Origin of the sequence: Agrobacterium sp. 33MFTa1.1 (assembly GCF_004328495.1) — a bacterium.
Classification (GTDB): Bacteria; Pseudomonadota; Alphaproteobacteria; order Rhizobiales; family Rhizobiaceae; genus Agrobacterium; species Agrobacterium pusense.
Window position 1 is genome coordinate 1,293,423 of record NZ_CP036359.1, and the last position, 15,531, is coordinate 1,308,953.

At 60.2% G+C, this 15,531-nt stretch carries 16 protein-coding genes and 1 tRNA gene; 6 read left to right on the forward strand and 11 right to left on the reverse strand.

All coding sequences use genetic code 11. From position 1 onward, the window contains the following. Positions 1-2: 2 nt before the first annotated feature. From EYD00_RS19770 to EYD00_RS19790, 5 genes are all read right to left on the reverse strand, one after another. Complete coding sequence (locus tag EYD00_RS19770; RefSeq protein WP_004437812.1) at positions 3-254, reverse strand: GlsB/YeaQ/YmgE family stress response membrane protein; 252 nt, start codon at positions 252-254, stop codon at positions 3-5. A gap of 135 nt (positions 255-389) precedes the next feature. Next, the gene (gene nadC / locus EYD00_RS19775; protein ID WP_022563453.1) at positions 390-1,247 is read right to left on the reverse strand and encodes a carboxylating nicotinate-nucleotide diphosphorylase; all 858 of its coding nucleotides are present in this window, start codon (positions 1,245-1,247) and stop codon (positions 390-392) included. 1 nt (position 1,248) lies between these two features. Continuing rightward, positions 1,249-2,814, reverse strand: a complete 1,566-nt coding sequence (locus tag EYD00_RS19780) for an L-aspartate oxidase (RefSeq protein ID WP_022563454.1) — start codon at positions 2,812-2,814, stop codon at positions 1,249-1,251. Then, complete coding sequence (gene nadA, locus EYD00_RS19785) at positions 2,811-3,782, reverse strand: quinolinate synthase NadA (protein ID WP_022563455.1); 972 nt, start codon at positions 3,780-3,782, stop codon at positions 2,811-2,813. Before nadA ends, EYD00_RS19780 begins: the two co-directional genes overlap by 4 nt. Before the next feature lie 69 nt (positions 3,783-3,851). After that, positions 3,852-4,754 (reverse strand): NUDIX hydrolase, encoded by a 903-nt coding sequence (locus EYD00_RS19790; RefSeq protein ID WP_022563456.1) that lies wholly within the window; start codon positions 4,752-4,754, stop codon positions 3,852-3,854. Positions 4,755-4,961: 207 nt separating this feature from the next. On the opposite strand from EYD00_RS19790, the gene EYD00_RS19795 reads away from it, so the two are divergent. Beyond that, complete coding sequence (locus EYD00_RS19795) at positions 4,962-5,336, forward strand: PAS domain-containing protein (RefSeq protein ID WP_006698082.1); 375 nt, start codon at positions 4,962-4,964, stop codon at positions 5,334-5,336. A 75-nt stretch (positions 5,337-5,411) separates the two neighbouring features. After that, a complete protein-coding gene (locus EYD00_RS19800; protein ID WP_022563457.1) occupies positions 5,412-5,912 on the forward strand; it encodes a hypothetical protein in 501 nt (166 codons plus the stop codon). A gap of 75 nt (positions 5,913-5,987) precedes the next feature. Here the strand turns inward: EYD00_RS19800 and EYD00_RS19805 are convergent. After that, a tRNA-Ala gene (locus EYD00_RS19805) sits at positions 5,988-6,063 on the reverse strand. A gap of 152 nt (positions 6,064-6,215) precedes the next feature. Continuing rightward, the gene (locus EYD00_RS19810) at positions 6,216-6,602 is read right to left on the reverse strand and encodes a TIGR02300 family protein (RefSeq protein ID WP_004437826.1); all 387 of its coding nucleotides are present in this window, start codon (positions 6,600-6,602) and stop codon (positions 6,216-6,218) included. Between the two features lie 226 nt (positions 6,603-6,828). Here EYD00_RS19810 and cmk point away from each other — a divergent pair, with 226 nt between their 5' ends. Further along, positions 6,829-7,461, forward strand: coding sequence for a (d)CMP kinase (cmk, locus tag EYD00_RS19815; protein WP_022563458.1), 633 nt, complete (start codon positions 6,829-6,831; stop codon positions 7,459-7,461). Between the two features lie 170 nt (positions 7,462-7,631). After that, positions 7,632-9,332 (forward strand): 30S ribosomal protein S1, encoded by a 1,701-nt coding sequence (gene rpsA / locus EYD00_RS19820; protein ID WP_004437832.1) that lies wholly within the window; start codon positions 7,632-7,634, stop codon positions 9,330-9,332. 85 nt (positions 9,333-9,417) lie between these two features. Here the strand turns inward: rpsA and EYD00_RS19825 are convergent, their stop codons facing one another. From EYD00_RS19825 to EYD00_RS19840, 4 genes are all read right to left on the reverse strand, one after another. Continuing rightward, the gene (locus EYD00_RS19825; protein ID WP_034500223.1) at positions 9,418-10,974 is read right to left on the reverse strand and encodes a hypothetical protein; all 1,557 of its coding nucleotides are present in this window, start codon (positions 10,972-10,974) and stop codon (positions 9,418-9,420) included. 264 nt (positions 10,975-11,238) lie between these two features. After that, on the reverse strand, positions 11,239-11,547 hold the full coding sequence (locus EYD00_RS19830; protein WP_004437838.1) for a hypothetical protein: 309 nt from the start codon (positions 11,545-11,547) through the stop codon (positions 11,239-11,241). Positions 11,548-11,595: 48 nt separating this feature from the next. Further along, positions 11,596-12,825: a hypothetical protein gene (locus EYD00_RS19835; RefSeq protein ID WP_022563460.1), complete on the reverse strand. Its 1,230-nt coding sequence runs from the start codon at positions 12,823-12,825 to the stop codon at positions 11,596-11,598. An 82-nt stretch (positions 12,826-12,907) separates the two neighbouring features. Then, positions 12,908-13,534, reverse strand: a complete 627-nt coding sequence (locus EYD00_RS19840) for a ribonuclease D (RefSeq protein WP_006698074.1) — start codon at positions 13,532-13,534, stop codon at positions 12,908-12,910. A 175-nt stretch (positions 13,535-13,709) separates the two neighbouring features. Here EYD00_RS19840 and EYD00_RS19845 point away from each other — a divergent pair, with 175 nt between their 5' ends. Next, the gene (locus EYD00_RS19845) at positions 13,710-14,324 is read left to right on the forward strand and encodes a nucleoside 2-deoxyribosyltransferase (RefSeq protein ID WP_034500225.1); all 615 of its coding nucleotides are present in this window, start codon (positions 13,710-13,712) and stop codon (positions 14,322-14,324) included. Beyond that, entirely contained in the window at positions 14,321-15,070 is a 750-nt protein-coding gene (locus EYD00_RS19850) for an SDR family oxidoreductase (protein WP_022563462.1), read from the forward strand. The genes EYD00_RS19845 and EYD00_RS19850 overlap by 4 nt, the downstream gene beginning before the upstream one ends. The last annotated feature ends 461 nt before the right edge of the window (positions 15,071-15,531 follow it).

Consider the following 15,531-nt stretch of genomic DNA (forward strand, 5'->3'; position numbering starts at 1 on the left):
CCTTAGCGGCGAAATGCACGCCCGACGGCAATAAGAATGCAGGCGCCGATGAAACCGGCAATGAGATAACCAATCCAGCCGCCGAGCGAAACGCCCACCAATCCCAGAAGGAAATTGGCGACGATGGCACCGACAATGCCAAGGATAATGTTCATGAAAACACCCATATTGCTTTTCATGAACTGTTCGGCGAGCCAACCAGCTACGCCGCCAATGATGATTGCTGCAATCCAGCCAACTTGTGCGTCTTCCATAACAGGCCTTTCCTTTCTAAGAGAGGTCAAAAGGCATATGGACCCGCTTTGTGCGCACGTCCCCCCGCCTTGAATCGACCCCAGGCGGGATAATAACGATGGCGCGGAAAATTTGTTCCGTGCCGCGTGCAGGCTTCAATTTTTGCTCTCGAAATCCAGTCCGATATCCAGAACCGGCGCGCTGTGGGTCAGCCAGCCGATGGAGATGAGGTCGACGCCCGTGGCGGCGATGGCTGCAGCCGTCTGTGGAGTGATGCGGCCGGACGCTTCGGTAATGGCACGACCGGCGACGATTTTCACCGCTTCGCGCAGCTGTTCAGGCGTCATATTGTCGAGAAGAACCGCATCGACACCTTCATCCATCGCCTCGCGCAACTGCGAAAGCGTATCCACCTCGACTTCTATCTTGATGAGATGGCCGACACCCTTTTTTGCACGGCGGATCGCGTCACGCACGCTGCCCGCCACGGCGATGTGGTTGTCCTTGATGAGAACAGCGTCATAGAGTGCAAAACGGTGGTTCATGCCGCCGCCGGCGCGCACGGCGTATTTTTCCAGTACCCGGAGGCCTGGTGTGGTCTTGCGGGTGCAGGCGACCGAAGCATTGGTCCCGGCGATGGCCGCGACGATCTTAGCCGTGACGGAGGCGATGCCCGACAGGTGGCCGAGGAAATTCAAAGCCGTACGCTCTGCCGTCAAAAGCCCGCGTGAAGGCCCCCTGATCGTTGCGACGGTGTCGCCTGGTGCGACGGAAGCTCCATCCTGCACGTTCCGCTCTATCGTGATGGCGGGGTCCACGAGCTGGAAGGCCAGTTCCGCAGCATCAAGCCCGGCGACGACACCCTCTTCGCGTGCCGCCATGACGACGACCGACCGGTGATCGGCGGGAATGACGGCGGTAGAAGTGACGTCGCCCGCAAGGCCCAGGTCTTCCAGAAGGGCGTTACGGACCAGCGGTTCGATGATGAGGCGGGGCAGGGGGGCAAGGGTCATGTCAGGCGGTCCGTGCGAAGCTGGAAGAGGAGGGGCTGGTCGAGGAAAGGGCATGGGCACGGTCAATCACCTCTGCCATGCTCAGGCGACGCCTCGTCGCCGTCGCATCCTTCCCAGGAAAATCATCGCGGAAATGCGCTCCGCGCGATTCCGTCCGCAAGGCGGCAAAAACGGCGATCGCCAGACCCACGAGGGCGGGATCGGATGCCGGGTCCTTTCCCTCCACGAGCGGCAGTAAATCCCGGATCGCCTCGGTTAGACCCGTCGCATGTCTGACGATACCGAGATGTCGGGATATGATGGCGCGGACGGTGGCGGGATCGGCGGCAGGATGGTCCACCGTGCGGGTTGCAGAAGCGGTGGTACTCGGCGGTGCAAACGAGGGCTGGGTGGCGATATCCTGCGCCGCACGCATACCCATTGCGGCAGCTTCCAGCAGGGAATTGCTGGCCAGCCGGTTGGCGCCGTGAAGCCCCGTGCAGGCGGCCTCGCCGGCGACCCACAGGCCCGGCACCGAACTTCGGCCTCTGCCGTCCGTGGCAATGCCGCCCATATGATAGTGCACGGCAGGGCGGACGGGGACCAGTTCACGGGCCGGATCTATTCCAGCCTCCCGGCAGAGCAGGTCGATTGCAGGAAACCGGGCGGAAAAGCCGGAGCCAAGGGCCTTGCGGGCGTCAAGAAACACCCTGCCGCCGCGCAGGATTTCACGATCTATCGCGCGTGCGACGACGTCGCGGGAGGCGAGTTCCGCGCCGGGAACAGGGGCCATGAACCTTTCACCGCTTTCGTTGAGGAGAAGTGCGCCTTCGCCCCGCACCGCCTCGCTGACCAGCGCCAGCGGCCGCCGCGCTGAAGAAAGCGCCGTCGGATGGAACTGTACGAATTCCATGTCGACAAGGATTGCGCCGGCGCGGGCGGCCAGCATGATGCCCTGTCCGAAATTGCCGGAAGGATTGGTCGTGGCCTCGTAGAGGCCGCCGAGGCCGCCGGTGGCGAGAACCACCCGCGTTGCCGGCAGAACGAAGCCGCCTTTCGGTCCGGCGCAGGCGAGGCCAGCAATCGCGCCGTCCTGTGTCAGCAGCCGGCGCACTTCGGTGCCTTCAAGAACCGTGATCGACGGTGTGCGCAGAACGGCGGCGGCGAGAGCCCTGACGATGGCCGCGCCCGAACCGTCGCCCTCGGCGTGCAGGATGCGCCTTCGGCTGTGGGCGGCCTCCAGCCCGAAGATGGGCCTGCCATCGGCGTCCCGGTCGAAGCGCACCCCGGCCTGCTCCAGCGCCTCGACGACAGCAGGGGCGGCGGAAACGATATCGGCGGCCATTTCCGCATCGCAGAGACCGTCTCCAGCGGCGAGCGTATCGGCAAGATGCAGCGCGACGCTGTCATCGGGACCGAGGCTTGCGGCAATGCCGCCCTGCGCCCAGGCGCTCGACGTTTCGCCGCCAAGCGCACCACGTGTCAGAAGGAGCACGGGCTGCGGCGCAAGTGTCAGCGCCGCCATCAGGCCGGCAATGCCGCTGCCGACGATGGCCGTCCAGTCCTGCTGCGGCAAGCGCTCGCTCATACTTCCAGCATCCTTTCCACCGCGCGACGGGCGGCGGCGGCGATGGCCTGATCGACAGTCACTTCGTGGCGGTTTTCCTCAAGGGCTGTGCGGATATTTCCGAGCGTGATGCGTTTCATGTGCGGGCAGAGATTGCACGGGCGGATAAATTCGACGTCCGGGTGATGCACGGCGACATTGTCGCTCATCGAGCACTCCGTCAGAAGCACCACGCGGGCGGGGCGCTCACGACCGACATAGTCGGACATCACGGCGGTAGAGCCGGAAAAATCCGCGGCCTCGACAACCTCAGGCGGACATTCGGGATGCGCCAGTACGATCACGCCGGGATGGCTTTCCCGCAGCTCCCTGATGTCATCGGCGGTGAAAAGCTCGTGCACTTCGCAATGGCCGCGCCAGGCGATCAGTTCGACATTGGTTTCCATGGCCACGTTCTTCGCCAGATATTCATCCGGCAGCATCAAGACGCGCGGCACGCCGAGCGATTCCACCACCTGGCGGGCATTACCCGACGTGCAGCAGATATCGGACGCCGCCTTCACTGCGGCGGACGTGTTCACATAGGTCACAACAGGCACGCCGGGATAGGCCTTTCTCAGGAGGGCGATATCCTCCGGCGTGATGGAATCGGCAAGCGAACAGCCGGCAGCCATATCCGGAATGAGCACGGTCTTTCCCGGATTGAGCAGCTTCGCCGTCTCGGCCATGAAATGCACGCCGGCGAGAACGATGACATCCGCCTCCACCTCCATCGCCTTGCGGGCAAGGGCAAGGCTGTCGCCGACGATATCGGCGACACCGTGGAATATTTCAGGTGTCTGGTAATTATGGGCGAGGATGACGGCATTACGCTTGCGCTTCAACTCAAGGATCGCCTCCACATCGTCCTGGAAACCCATCCATTCGGCCTTGGGAATGACGCGGGCGACGCGGTCGTAAAGGCTTGCGGCGGAAATCTGCTCGTTCACGATGCTCTCCCATTTATGCTCGTTTTGAGTATATCTAGAACGAAGAGATATTCTCATTATGAGCATATGTCAATTGCGGGAGAGCGGCAGTTTCGTTCCGGAAAGAGCGCGTTCATCGAGGACGGTCTGGCGGAAGCGGAAAAGCTTTGCCGGTCGTCCGCCGGTTTCCGTAGCCATGTCGCCGGTTTCTTCCACCAGTTGCTGCTGTTCGATCAGCCGGCGAAAATTCTGCTTGTGCAGCGTCAGCCCAGCCAACGCTTCGACGGCACGCTGCAATTGCAGCAGCGTGAAGGTATCGGCCATCAGTTCGAATACCACCGGCCGGTATTTGATTTTGGCCCTCAACCGGGCAATTCCGGTGGCGAGGATGCGGCGGTGATCGGCGAACATCGGCCTTCCGAAATTGATCCGGGGTTCGGTCTGCGCTTCCTCAACCAGCCCCGCCTCATACAGCAGCTCATAGCGCTGAAGGGTGAGTTCCTCGTTCCAGCCGCCGCCGTCGAGGCCGAAGGTAAAATCGGCCCGCAAGTGGCGCTGGTTTTTACAAGATGGGTCGGAATCCGCCCATGCCCGCAGCTTCTCGATGATGCTGGCGAGAACCGCGGGGCGTCCTTGGCGATGGTCTTCCCACGGGAAATAATCGTACCACCCGTGCCAGAAAGGACGTTTGCCGTCCATGGCCTCCTGTTCGCGGACAAGTCCCAGATAGCCGATGGAGATGGTTCTGCCGCCCGGAATATCGTTGTTTCGGTCGCGATCGGCGAAGGTGTAGAGCTGCTCGAGATAACCGACGGGATGATGCGTCTGCTCGTGAATCCATTCCCGCAAGCCGCTTTGAAGCGTCCTGTGACCGAATTCGAAGGGTCCCGAAGGAAGCGCCGACCCCGCCCGAACGGTCATCACGCGCGGTTCATCTCCAGTAATGGCGGTGACGACGGCAATGAGTTCGGCATGGGCAAGCCCGATGGTCACGGCGGCTCCTGTGATCTGTGGCGGCAAGGTCAACCTTCTTTGGCACAGGAAGATCGCTTCGCCAACATGTCGGCCGAAATGGCCTGTCGATAAGCGACCGGCCAAAAAAGATACTATATCAGACAAAAGAATGAATTCTTGTGGTTAGCCGTTTATCGTCCATTATGGTAGAGACCCGCCACAAGCATCTCAGACTGTTGAAGGCCGATGTTGAAGAACATATCTCTCGAAGAGACACTTGTGGGTTACTACACCTGGAATATCGGGCAAAATCTGGTTTATCTGGATGCCGTGGCCGCGCGCCTGCGGGAGGTTCGTCCGGAAAAGGCCGCCCGCGGTATCCCGGTAGAGGATTTCATTGCGCAAATCGAAAGCGGCTCCCGGGCGCGTGTGGCTGAAGCGGTCTATAATTCGCTGACGAACGGCGTGTTTTACGATCAGGAATACCGTATCCAGCTCACCTCTGGTGGTTTTCGCTGGCTGCGGACAACAGGACGCGTGATCCTCGACAGCGATCGGCTTCCGATCATGGCCATGGGCACGGTCAGGGATATCAGCGCAGGCAAGCTTCTATTGATGTGATGGGCGGCCGTGGCCTCTCGCAAGGGGACGTCAGACCGATTTTATTTTGTTCATTGTTTTTGATGTTGCGGTGACATGGTCCGGCAGGTCGCAATTTTGCTGTTTCAGATCGCCCTGGTCATAGGCGTCGCCATAGCCGGCATGCGTATTGCCTCGCTCGTCAATGGCGAGACTGCCTCCGCCTTGGCAGGACTTGCGGCCAACACCGAACAGCTGTGGACCACCTCGCCCGTACGGGTTGACCCCACCCGGCAGGAATACGAGCGCGTTCCGACCCCGCCGGCTCCCTTCCCGCTGAAGATGCATGCCGACCAGCGCCTTCGCGTCATCTCCAGCAGCCGCTTCACCTTCAAAAACGAGGAGTTCCGCCTCGCAGGCGTGGAGGAGGTGGAGAGAAACCGTGTCTGCACCACCCCGGACGGCCGCCGTTATGCCTGCGGCCTCAATGCCTTCAAAGCGCTGGAGAACCGTTTGCGCGGCAGATATATCGAATGTCGCGTGGTGGGGGAGAGCGGCGCGCTCCGTTCTCTGGAATGCCGTATCAACGGACAGGATGTGCGGGCGTTATTGCGATAGATGGCCGCGTGAGGTGGGACTGAAGGTCGCACAATTCAGATTTTACTGACGTGATGAATTTTATCTTGGGAAATTTGGTGGAGCTAAGCGGGATCGAACCGCTGACCTCTTGCATGCCATGCAAGCGCTCTCCCAGCTGAGCTATAGCCCCATAAGGGTTCCGGCATTTCTTCCGGTTCCGGGAACCGAAGCGGTTGTTGTTCCGTTCGGTGGCGGCTTACTACTGCGGCTTTCCGACGAGTGCAAGCATAAAAAACGGCCCGGCGTCATTTTTTTGTCGTCGGGCCGAATTATCAAATAAAATCAAGCTTCTTCGTCGTCGCCCGATACGCCGATGATGCCGGACATGTCGTCGTCGTCATCTTCGTCGTCGGTTTCCAGGAAGGTGTCGTCGTCGTCGTCGATTTCAACGTCATCGTCGTCACCGAGATCAGGGATATCGTCGCCGCTGTTGTCGCCGTCGGCATCTTCCAGCGACACGAGTTCGACTTCCGTGTTTTCGGTATCGACTTCCGCTACATCCTCTTCTTCAGCCTGCTCGAGCTTTGCCTGAGCTGTGCTTTCCTCGAAGAAGGAGAGCGGCCAGGACTTGCCGGTGTAAGGAGAAACGACCGGATCGCGGTTCAGATCGTAGAACTTCTTGCCGGTATCGGGGTCTGTGCGCTTGGTACCAAGTTCCGCTTTTGCCACTGTCTAAGCCTCAAATTGTCGAATGAGTTTCGGTGTGTACGCCGTAAAACCGGCATAGACGGTAAAATTTATAGCCGGTCCCCTTAATCGTTGCGCTCTTTCGTGTCAAAGACAAACTTCGGGTGCCTCCTGCCTTGGCGCAACCCCTGTTCGGGAATGCTGATATAAATCGTAAGGCGTGTCGCACTCTATTATATGAATAACAGATGCACAGGCGGAAAGCTTAATGACCTTCACGATCGCCATAGACGGGCCGGCTGCGGCGGGCAAGGGAACCCTGTCGCGAAAGATCGCGGAAGCCTACGGTTTTCATCATCTCGATACCGGGCTGACCTACAGGGCGACAGCGAGGGCGCTCCTGGACGCGGGCCTGCCGCTGGATGACGAGGCCGTGGCGGAGAAGGTCGCCCTGGAGGTCGATCTTGCGGGGCTCGACCGCTCCGTCCTGTCCCGGCACGATATTGGCGAAGCCGCGTCGAGGATTGCGGTGATGACGCCGGTGAGGCGGGCGCTCGTGATGGCGCAGCAGCGTTTTGCCTTGAGGGAGCCGGGTACGGTTCTCGATGGCCGCGATATCGGCACGGTAGTATGCCCGGATGCGCCAGTGAAGCTATATGTCACCGCCTCTGCCGACGTGCGGGCGCGCCGGCGCTACGATGAGATTCTGGCCAATGGCGGCACCGCGGATTATGATGCCATTTTCGCCGAGGTGAAAAAACGCGACGAGCGCGACATGGCCCGCGCCGACAGTCCGCTGAAGCCGGCGGAAGACGCACACTTGCTAGATACGTCGGAAATGAGTATAGAGGCGGCGTTTCAGGCCGCGCGCACGATCATCGACGCCGCTCTGAAGAGATAGGTTTTTCGCGGAACGGCTTCCTGCCGTCTGCGTTTAGTCAGGAATTGCCCGAAGACATGTCCTTGCGCCGGAAAGCCTTTTGAAAAGGCGGGCATGGGGTCGGGTATCAACAACACTAGCCCACCGGCGCTTTTGTATTCGCCATTGCGCGGATGCAATCAGGAGATTTCATGTCAGTATCTACCCCCACGCGCGAAGATTTCGCAGCGCTTCTCGAAGAATCCTTTGCCTCCAACGATCTTGCCGAAGGCTATGTTGCCAAGGGTATCGTAACGGCAATCGAGAAGGACGTTGCCATCGTCGACGTCGGCCTCAAGGTTGAAGGCCGCGTACCGTTGAAGGAATTCGGCGCGAAGTCCAAGGACGGCACGCTGAAGGTCGGCGACGAAGTCGAAGTTTACGTCGAGCGCATTGAAAACGCTCTCGGCGAAGCCGTTCTGTCGCGCGAGAAGGCTCGCCGCGAAGAAAGCTGGGTCAAGCTCGAAGCCAAGTTCGAAGCTGGCGAGCGCGTCGAAGGCGTCATCTTCAACCAGGTCAAGGGTGGTTTCACCGTCGATCTGGATGGCGCTGTTGCGTTCCTGCCGCGTTCGCAGGTCGACATTCGTCCGATCCGCGACGTTACCCCGCTGATGCACAACCCGCAGCCCTTCGAAATCCTCAAGATGGACAAGCGTCGCGGCAACATCGTTGTTTCGCGTCGTACGGTTCTCGAAGAGTCGCGTGCCGAGCAGCGTTCTGAAATCGTTCAGAACCTCGAAGAAGGCCAGGTTGTTGACGGCGTCGTCAAGAACATCACCGATTACGGTGCGTTCGTTGACCTCGGCGGCATCGACGGTCTGCTGCACGTCACCGACATGGCATGGCGCCGCGTCAACCATCCTTCGGAAATCCTCAACATTGGCCAGCAGGTCAAGGTTCAGATCATCCGCATCAACCAGGAAACCCACCGTATCTCGCTCGGCATGAAGCAGCTCGAGTCCGATCCGTGGGATGGCATCTCCGCCAAGTACCCGGTTGGCAAGAAGATCTCCGGCACGGTCACGAACATCACCGACTACGGTGCATTCGTTGAGCTGGAGCCGGGCATCGAAGGCCTGATCCACATTTCCGAAATGTCCTGGACCAAGAAGAACGTACACCCCGGCAAGATCCTGTCCACGAGCCAGGAAGTTGACGTTGTCGTTCTCGAAGTCGATCCGTCGAAGCGCCGTATCTCGCTCGGTCTCAAGCAGACGCTTGAAAACCCGTGGCAGGCATTCGCTTACAGCCATCCGGCTGGCACGGAAGTCGAAGGCGAAGTCAAGAACAAGACCGAATTCGGCCTGTTCATTGGCCTCGAAGGCGATGTCGACGGCATGGTTCACCTGTCGGACCTCGACTGGAACCGTCCGGGCGAGCAGGTCATCGAAGAGTACAACAAGGGTGACGTCGTTAAGGCTGTCGTTCTCGACGTTGACGTTGAGAAGGAACGCATCTCGCTCGGCATCAAGCAGCTCGGCAAGGACGCTGTCGGCGAAGCCGCTTCTTCCGGCGACCTGCGCAAGAACGCAGTCGTTTCCGCTGAAGTCACCGCGGTCAACGATGGCGGTATCGAAGTGAAGCTCGTCAACCACGAAGACCTCACCTCGTTCATCCGTCGCGCTGATCTTTCCCGTGACCGTGACGAGCAGCGCCCTGAGCGCTTCTCCGTTGGCCAGGTTGTCGACGCCCGCGTCGTCAACTTCTCGAAGAAGGACCGCAAGGTCATGCTTTCGATCAAGGCTCTGGAAATCGCTGAAGAGAAGGAAGCCGTCGCACAGTTCGGTTCGTCCGACTCGGGCGCTTCGCTCGGCGACATCCTCGGCGCGGCTCTGAAGAACCGCGGCGAATAATCGTCTAGATCGTTGAAATGAAGAACCCGCCGGAATTTTCCGGCGGGTTTTTTCTTGGGCGATCCGCCGGCAGGCAATTGGGCGTTCAGAGGACGCCGCTCATCTTGAGGTAATAATTCTCCGCGCTGTCGTCGGCGGCCGTCGCCGTCGGACTTTCCTGCGTGTCGATCCCGTCATTGGCGGCAACGCGCTCTTCCAGGCCATCGTCATCGCCGGAATTTTCAGACTCCGCTCCGCTTTCGCTTTCCGCCTCATCGTCGGAAAAAGGCCCGCCGCCGCGGGGTGGCGTTTCTGATTCGTAATCATCATCGGCAGGGGGATAAGCGACGAGCGGCAGCGGCGTGCCGTCTTTTGCCAGAGCGGCGGCAATCAGCGATTGCGAGGCGGATTGCTCCATCATCGCCATTCTCGCTTCCGTGTCCAGCGGGAGTCGCGAAGAGTAGGGAGCTTCAGGCCGGTGAGCCACCGATTCCGCTTCTTCCCCTGTTGGGTGGGCAGCGGACAGCCCCGACTTTTCGGTTGGCTGATCGTCGGGCGATGGCGGCTCGATGCCCTGCGGCATGGCGGGGGGCTGCTGCGTCGTGCTTGCTCTCGCCGGCAGTTTGCCGGCCGTGGCGGCCAGCACAAGACTGGCCACGTTCTCTGCATCAGTTGCAGGCGGGCCGAAGATTGACAGTGAGGCGGTGCGGACGTCTTTCTGCTCGGTCTTCATCATCTCCCGATGCGGAAGGGCAGGGCGTGTTTCGCCGGGTTGCGCGCGAGGCGAATTGCCTGGAAGGGTCTCTGCCGGCGCTTCTTTTGTCATGCTGCCCGTCTGCGGCGGAAGCGGACGCGTCGTGTTTTCCGTCCTGCCTTCCGGTTTTGCCGACTGGTCTGGCAGGTCAGGCGCATTTGCGGGCGCGGCGGAATGCCGGACGGCTCCTTCCGGTTGCGCGGTCAGCGCCGTGACCGTTGCCTTCATTGCCGCACCGCTGAGAGCGAGTGGGCCAGTAAGCAGCGGCAACAGACGGCCGGTTGTCGTGGAGCCCGGCAATTGCGCTGCCGCGGGCGGATTGGAACGGAACTCCGCATTGGGGCTCGCGGCGGTCGGCTGCTGCCTGGGCTGGGCGGGCACCGGACTGGCGGAATTATTCTGCTGATAGGAGGAGACCACCGCCCTCGCAGCCAGATCGGCCCCCCTGTAACGCGAAAGCTCGATCAGCAGCGCAAGCCGCGCCGCATCCGGTCCCGTCGGCTGTTTCAGGATTTCCGCGAGCATCGAAAGGCTGAGACCCTGCAGTGCTTTGCCAATCTGCTGTTCCAGCGCAAGACGCTGCGCGGGCGGCAGGGCGCGTAAGGCTTCCGTCAGACGCCCGACATAGGTTTCGACGGCTTCGCCGTCCCGTCGCGGCAGGTTCATCAGCTTGCCGAGTGTTTCCGCCAAGACTGCGGTGCTCCGGGCCAGCTGGAACTCGCCGGCGAGGGAGGCCACTGCAGCCCGTGAAAAAAGGCTGGCGCTCTGTTCGGGAAGGGCAGCGCTTGGTTGCGGCTGCACGACGCCTTGCGGCTGCACGACGCCTTTCGGCTGCGCGCGCTGCGCCGGCGCGAGCGAGGCTCCATAGGTGGCATCGGCTGCGGAAACTTTGGATACAGGCGGTAACATGCTGCGCTCCGTTTCTATCGGTGGCCGGCGCCGGCTGCGAAAGCGCCAATCCCCATTGGCTCTGTGATCCGCATCTGCCTCGAATGTTGAAAATCGCCACGCCGCTGGCATACAGGTGTCATCTCGCCCGCTCATGCGGGAGCGCCATGTGCACCATAGGCTCGAAGGCCGCTCTTTTCAGCGCACACAGAATCATCAAGCCGAATCCTCGCCTGCAGATATTAAGATTTGGCTAACCAAGTGATTGCGCACGGCCGGACCGGCTCAGGGCGAAACGCCTATGAACATGCGATAAAGCCCGTTGTCGTCCGAGTTGACGGAGGAGATACGATCGGGTTCGCTCACCGTGACTTCCAGCGCCTCCGGCGGCATGGCATCCAGCCAGCTCGCTTTCGGAAAGCTTCGCTCCGGCTGGATTTCTGCGGGCGCGATAGTCGCTTCTTCGCCAGCCAGTGGAATGATGGTGGCATCCTCCGGCGCGAGGGGCGGAGCCGCCATGGAAAGAAGGGCCTGGGCCGCGTTCGGTTCGGCATCGTGAATGGCGCCGCCTGACACGCCTGAGATATCGACCATGTCTGAACTCACATCATGTTTCGCTCACGTGACAGTTCCAGACGGCAATCATGCCGCCTTTTTCTTCAGCAATGCATAAAGGCCGTTTTCATCGACCGAAATCGGCAAGATGTCGGTTCCGGCAGCTTCGACAGCGGCCTGTGCATCAAGCAGCTTTTCTGCCTCGTTTTCCGCATCGGCCGGCGTGGTGGCCGCATCCGCTCCCTCAGGCTCGTTATCGCCTTCAGCAGGTGGGGCCTCTTCCGCCGGCGTTGCCGCGAGCACGGAAATCAGGGCGATTTCCGATGAGATGTCGGCGGGGCCCTGGCCGGCTGCGCCATCCGCCTTCTCATCGGCGGAGGCGTCAATGTGCTCCTTCACGACGTCCTGAATTTCCTGCACGTCCTCAAGCTTGCCCTGTGCGTCACGGGTCTGGATATCTTCTTCCCGTTCGGCTGCCACTTCCGCATCGTTGATTTCGCCAATGCGCTTTTCGCCACGTTCGGCCTGCAATTCTTCCTTGGACTTCGGATCTGCCACGTCTTCCAGACGCTGGATGACCTTCAGGGTCTCCCTCGTCATGAAGAGAGTGCCTTGCGCCTTGTCATTGAGCGCATCTTTTACCGCTCGCGCCTGATCTCCGTAAGGATTGGCGATGGCGGCGATCATCGCGCTGGCTGAGATGCCGAGCTCCTCGAGACCGGTCGATTCCTCCAGTTCACTGACGTTCATGGGCAAGGTCGCCCGCGCGGCCATGATGGCCTCCGACATCTGCGCGCCAAAATCCTCCTCCGTTCCGGTGAGGCCGGCACGCTCGGCGATGCGGGCGGCAAGCGCCGCCATGGGATCGGTTTTGGCGTTGACGCCGTTGTTCAGCACATCGACGACCTGCAACTGCGAAACACCGAAGGAGGCGAGGGAAATTGTGGTGGCTTTTCCCTGCGCATCGGTTTTTTCGAAACTCTGGGTCAGGGTCAGCGCATCCTGAAGCCTTTGTGCAAAGGAAAAATTGGATTCATCCACGTCCTGCGTGATGCCGAGGGCGGCGGAAAAGCGGGAAACAAGCGAGGCGAAGGCATCCGGGTCCGGCTTCATGGCACCGAAGAGATAAGCGCTTATCTTCTCATTGGCGACGCGCTGGCTTTCATCCGGCTGCGGGTTCGTTCTGACCGCATCATCCTTCTTGGTGCCGTTGGCCTTTTCCTGCTCCTCGCGCTGGCGTTCCTCGATGGTTTCGACCATCGAGCGCATGAGGTCGCTCACTGCAATGCCCGCCGTCTGTTGTAGCGGAGTAATCATCTGGAAAGTCCCCGGCCGCCCAAAGTTACGGCCGAGAATAGGCAAGTCTGGTAAATCAGTGTTTAAACGAAGGCGAAAACGCTCAGCTATGGGCGAAAATGTCGGTTTCGTCCCAGCCGAGCAGGTCTAGCTTCGCACGGGTCGGTAAAAACGCGAAACAGGCATCGGCATGATCAAGGCGGCCGTCGCGGATGAGACGCGCCGTCAGCTTGTCGCGCAGCGCATGCAGATAAAGAACGTCGGAAGCGGCATATTCGAGCTGCGCCGGGGAAAGCGTTTGCGCTGCCCAGTCCGAAGATTGCTGCGCCTTGGAAATATCGACCTCCAGCATTTCCTTGAGGTTGTCCTTCAGCCCGTGCCGGTCCGTATAGGTGCGGGTCAGCCGTGAAGCGATCTTGGTGCAGAAGACAGGCGTGGTCGTCACACCGAACGTATGAAAAAGCACGGCGATATCGAAACGGCCATAGTGAAAGATCTTCTGGTGGGCGGGATCGGCAAGCATGCGCACGAGGTTCGGCGCTTCTTTCTGCCCAGCGGCGATGCGGATGATGTCTGCCGTGCCGTCGCCCGGCGAAAGCTGGACGACGCAGAGGCGGTCGCGACGCGGCACCAGACCCAGCGTTTCCGTATCGATGGCGATGGCGCCGGTATAGCGCGCGGCATCTTCGGCGGAAATATCGCCTTCGTGATAACGGATGGGTGCTGCCATGTCCTGCTCCAGAAATTCCAGTCTACTGCTCCGGCTATAACGGAAAGACCAGCGGGACGATACCGTTTTATCGGTCGGTCCGCCGCGCCACGCCGCACGCCCTTGGCACTTGCCTTTGCGAAAGTCCCCGGGTTAGGGTCGGAAATCTTTTCCTGACAAATTGCATGAATTCCCAATGACAAAGAAAATCTATCTCGCCGGACCGGAAGTGTTCCTCCCGAATGCGCGCGAAATGCTCGACCTCAAGGCAGCACTGGCGCGGGAGGCCGGCTTCATCCCGCTTTCGCCGGGCGATCTGCAGATCCCGCCGGCGGATACCAGGATCGGTCATGGCTGCAACATCAATGAAGTCGACGAAGGGATGATGCTTGAAGCGGATGCCGTGATTGCCAATCTCACACCGTTTCGCGGCATCGCCGCCGACACGGGAACGAGCTACGAGCTGGGCTTCATGTGCGCGCTGGGCAAGCCGGTGTTCGCCTACACCAATGTCGCGGCCAATCACTTCAGCCGCATCAAGGCGCATTACGGCAATGTTGTCACCGTGGATGAAACGGGCCGGTATCGCGGACCGGACGGGTTGTCGATCGAGAATTTCGACATGGTCGACAATCTCATGCTGCACGGCGGGATTTTGCGGCGGGGCGGCAACGTTATTGTCGGCGACGTTTCCGATGAGGACTTGTATACGGATCTCGCCGCCTACCAGCGCTGCCTTGCAGCGGCGGCGGAAAAACTACTGGCACCGATTGACCCTGAAAAAACGAATAGAGTGGAGGCATCATCATGAGCGGAACCATCCTCATCACCGGCGCGACGTCGGGCTTCGGACAGGCTACGGCCCGACGCTTCATCAGGGAAGGCTGGAAGGTCATCGGCACGGGCCGTCGGGCGGAACGACTGGAGGCACTGGCAGCCGAACTCGGATCGGCTTTCTACGGCGCCGCCTTCGACATCACCGATGAGGACGCAGCCGAAAAAGCGCTTGCCGCCTTGCCGGAGGGCTTCCGAGACATCGATGTCCTCGTCAACAATGCCGGCCTGGCACTGGGCACGGCCCCCGCGCCGCAGGTGCCGCTAAAGGACTGGCAGACCATGGTGAACACCAACATCACCGGTCTGCTGAACATCACCCACCATCTCCTGCCGATACTGATCGACCGTAAAGGTATCGTCGTCAACCTTTCGTCTGTTGCCGCGCATTATCCCTATACGGGCGGCAATGTATACGGCGGCACCAAAGCCTTCCTGCGGCAGTTTTCGCTCGGTCTGCGCTCGGATCTGCACGGCAAGGGCGTCAGGGTAACCTCAATCGAACCGGGCATGTGCGAAACGGAATTTACGCTGGTGCGCACCGGGGGCAATCAGGAAGCTTCGGACAATCTCTACAAGGGCGTCAATCCGATCACGGCCGATGATATCGCCAACACCATCTATTGGGTCGCCTCGCAGCCCAAACATATCAACATCAACAGTCTTGAGCTCATGCCAGTCAACCAGTCCTTCGCCGGTTTCCAGGTCTACCGGGAGAGCTGACTTCCCGCGGTAGGGTAGGTTCTGCCGAAAAACCGGGCAGTCATTCCGGAGCTATGCAGAAATGCAATGCTGCATTGCGAGACTTGCTCTGTTAAAAATCACAGATACCGCTATATTCAAATCATCGAAGCGACGCACTCCTCCTCCCAGCGTCGCTCGATGTGGATCGGTGGTACTCCTCCTCCCAATCACCGATCAAGTTTGAAGCCTGCCGCACCTCCTCCCGCGGCAGGCTTTTTCCTTTTCTTGGCTCTTTTTTACGTGGTGGATTGGCGTCCGTTTCCCGGCTGCACGCGATGCGTGGACAAGGGGCTGGTTTCTCCCTTGGATTTCCGGGGGATTTTCGATTTCCGCGTCAAGGCAACGACTCCTGAAATCAGGCTCGCGTCGATCACGATTTCGTTATGTCTAGATAAATATGCACAGTTTTGTGGCGGTGCGTCCTCCCGCCCCATTGCTTA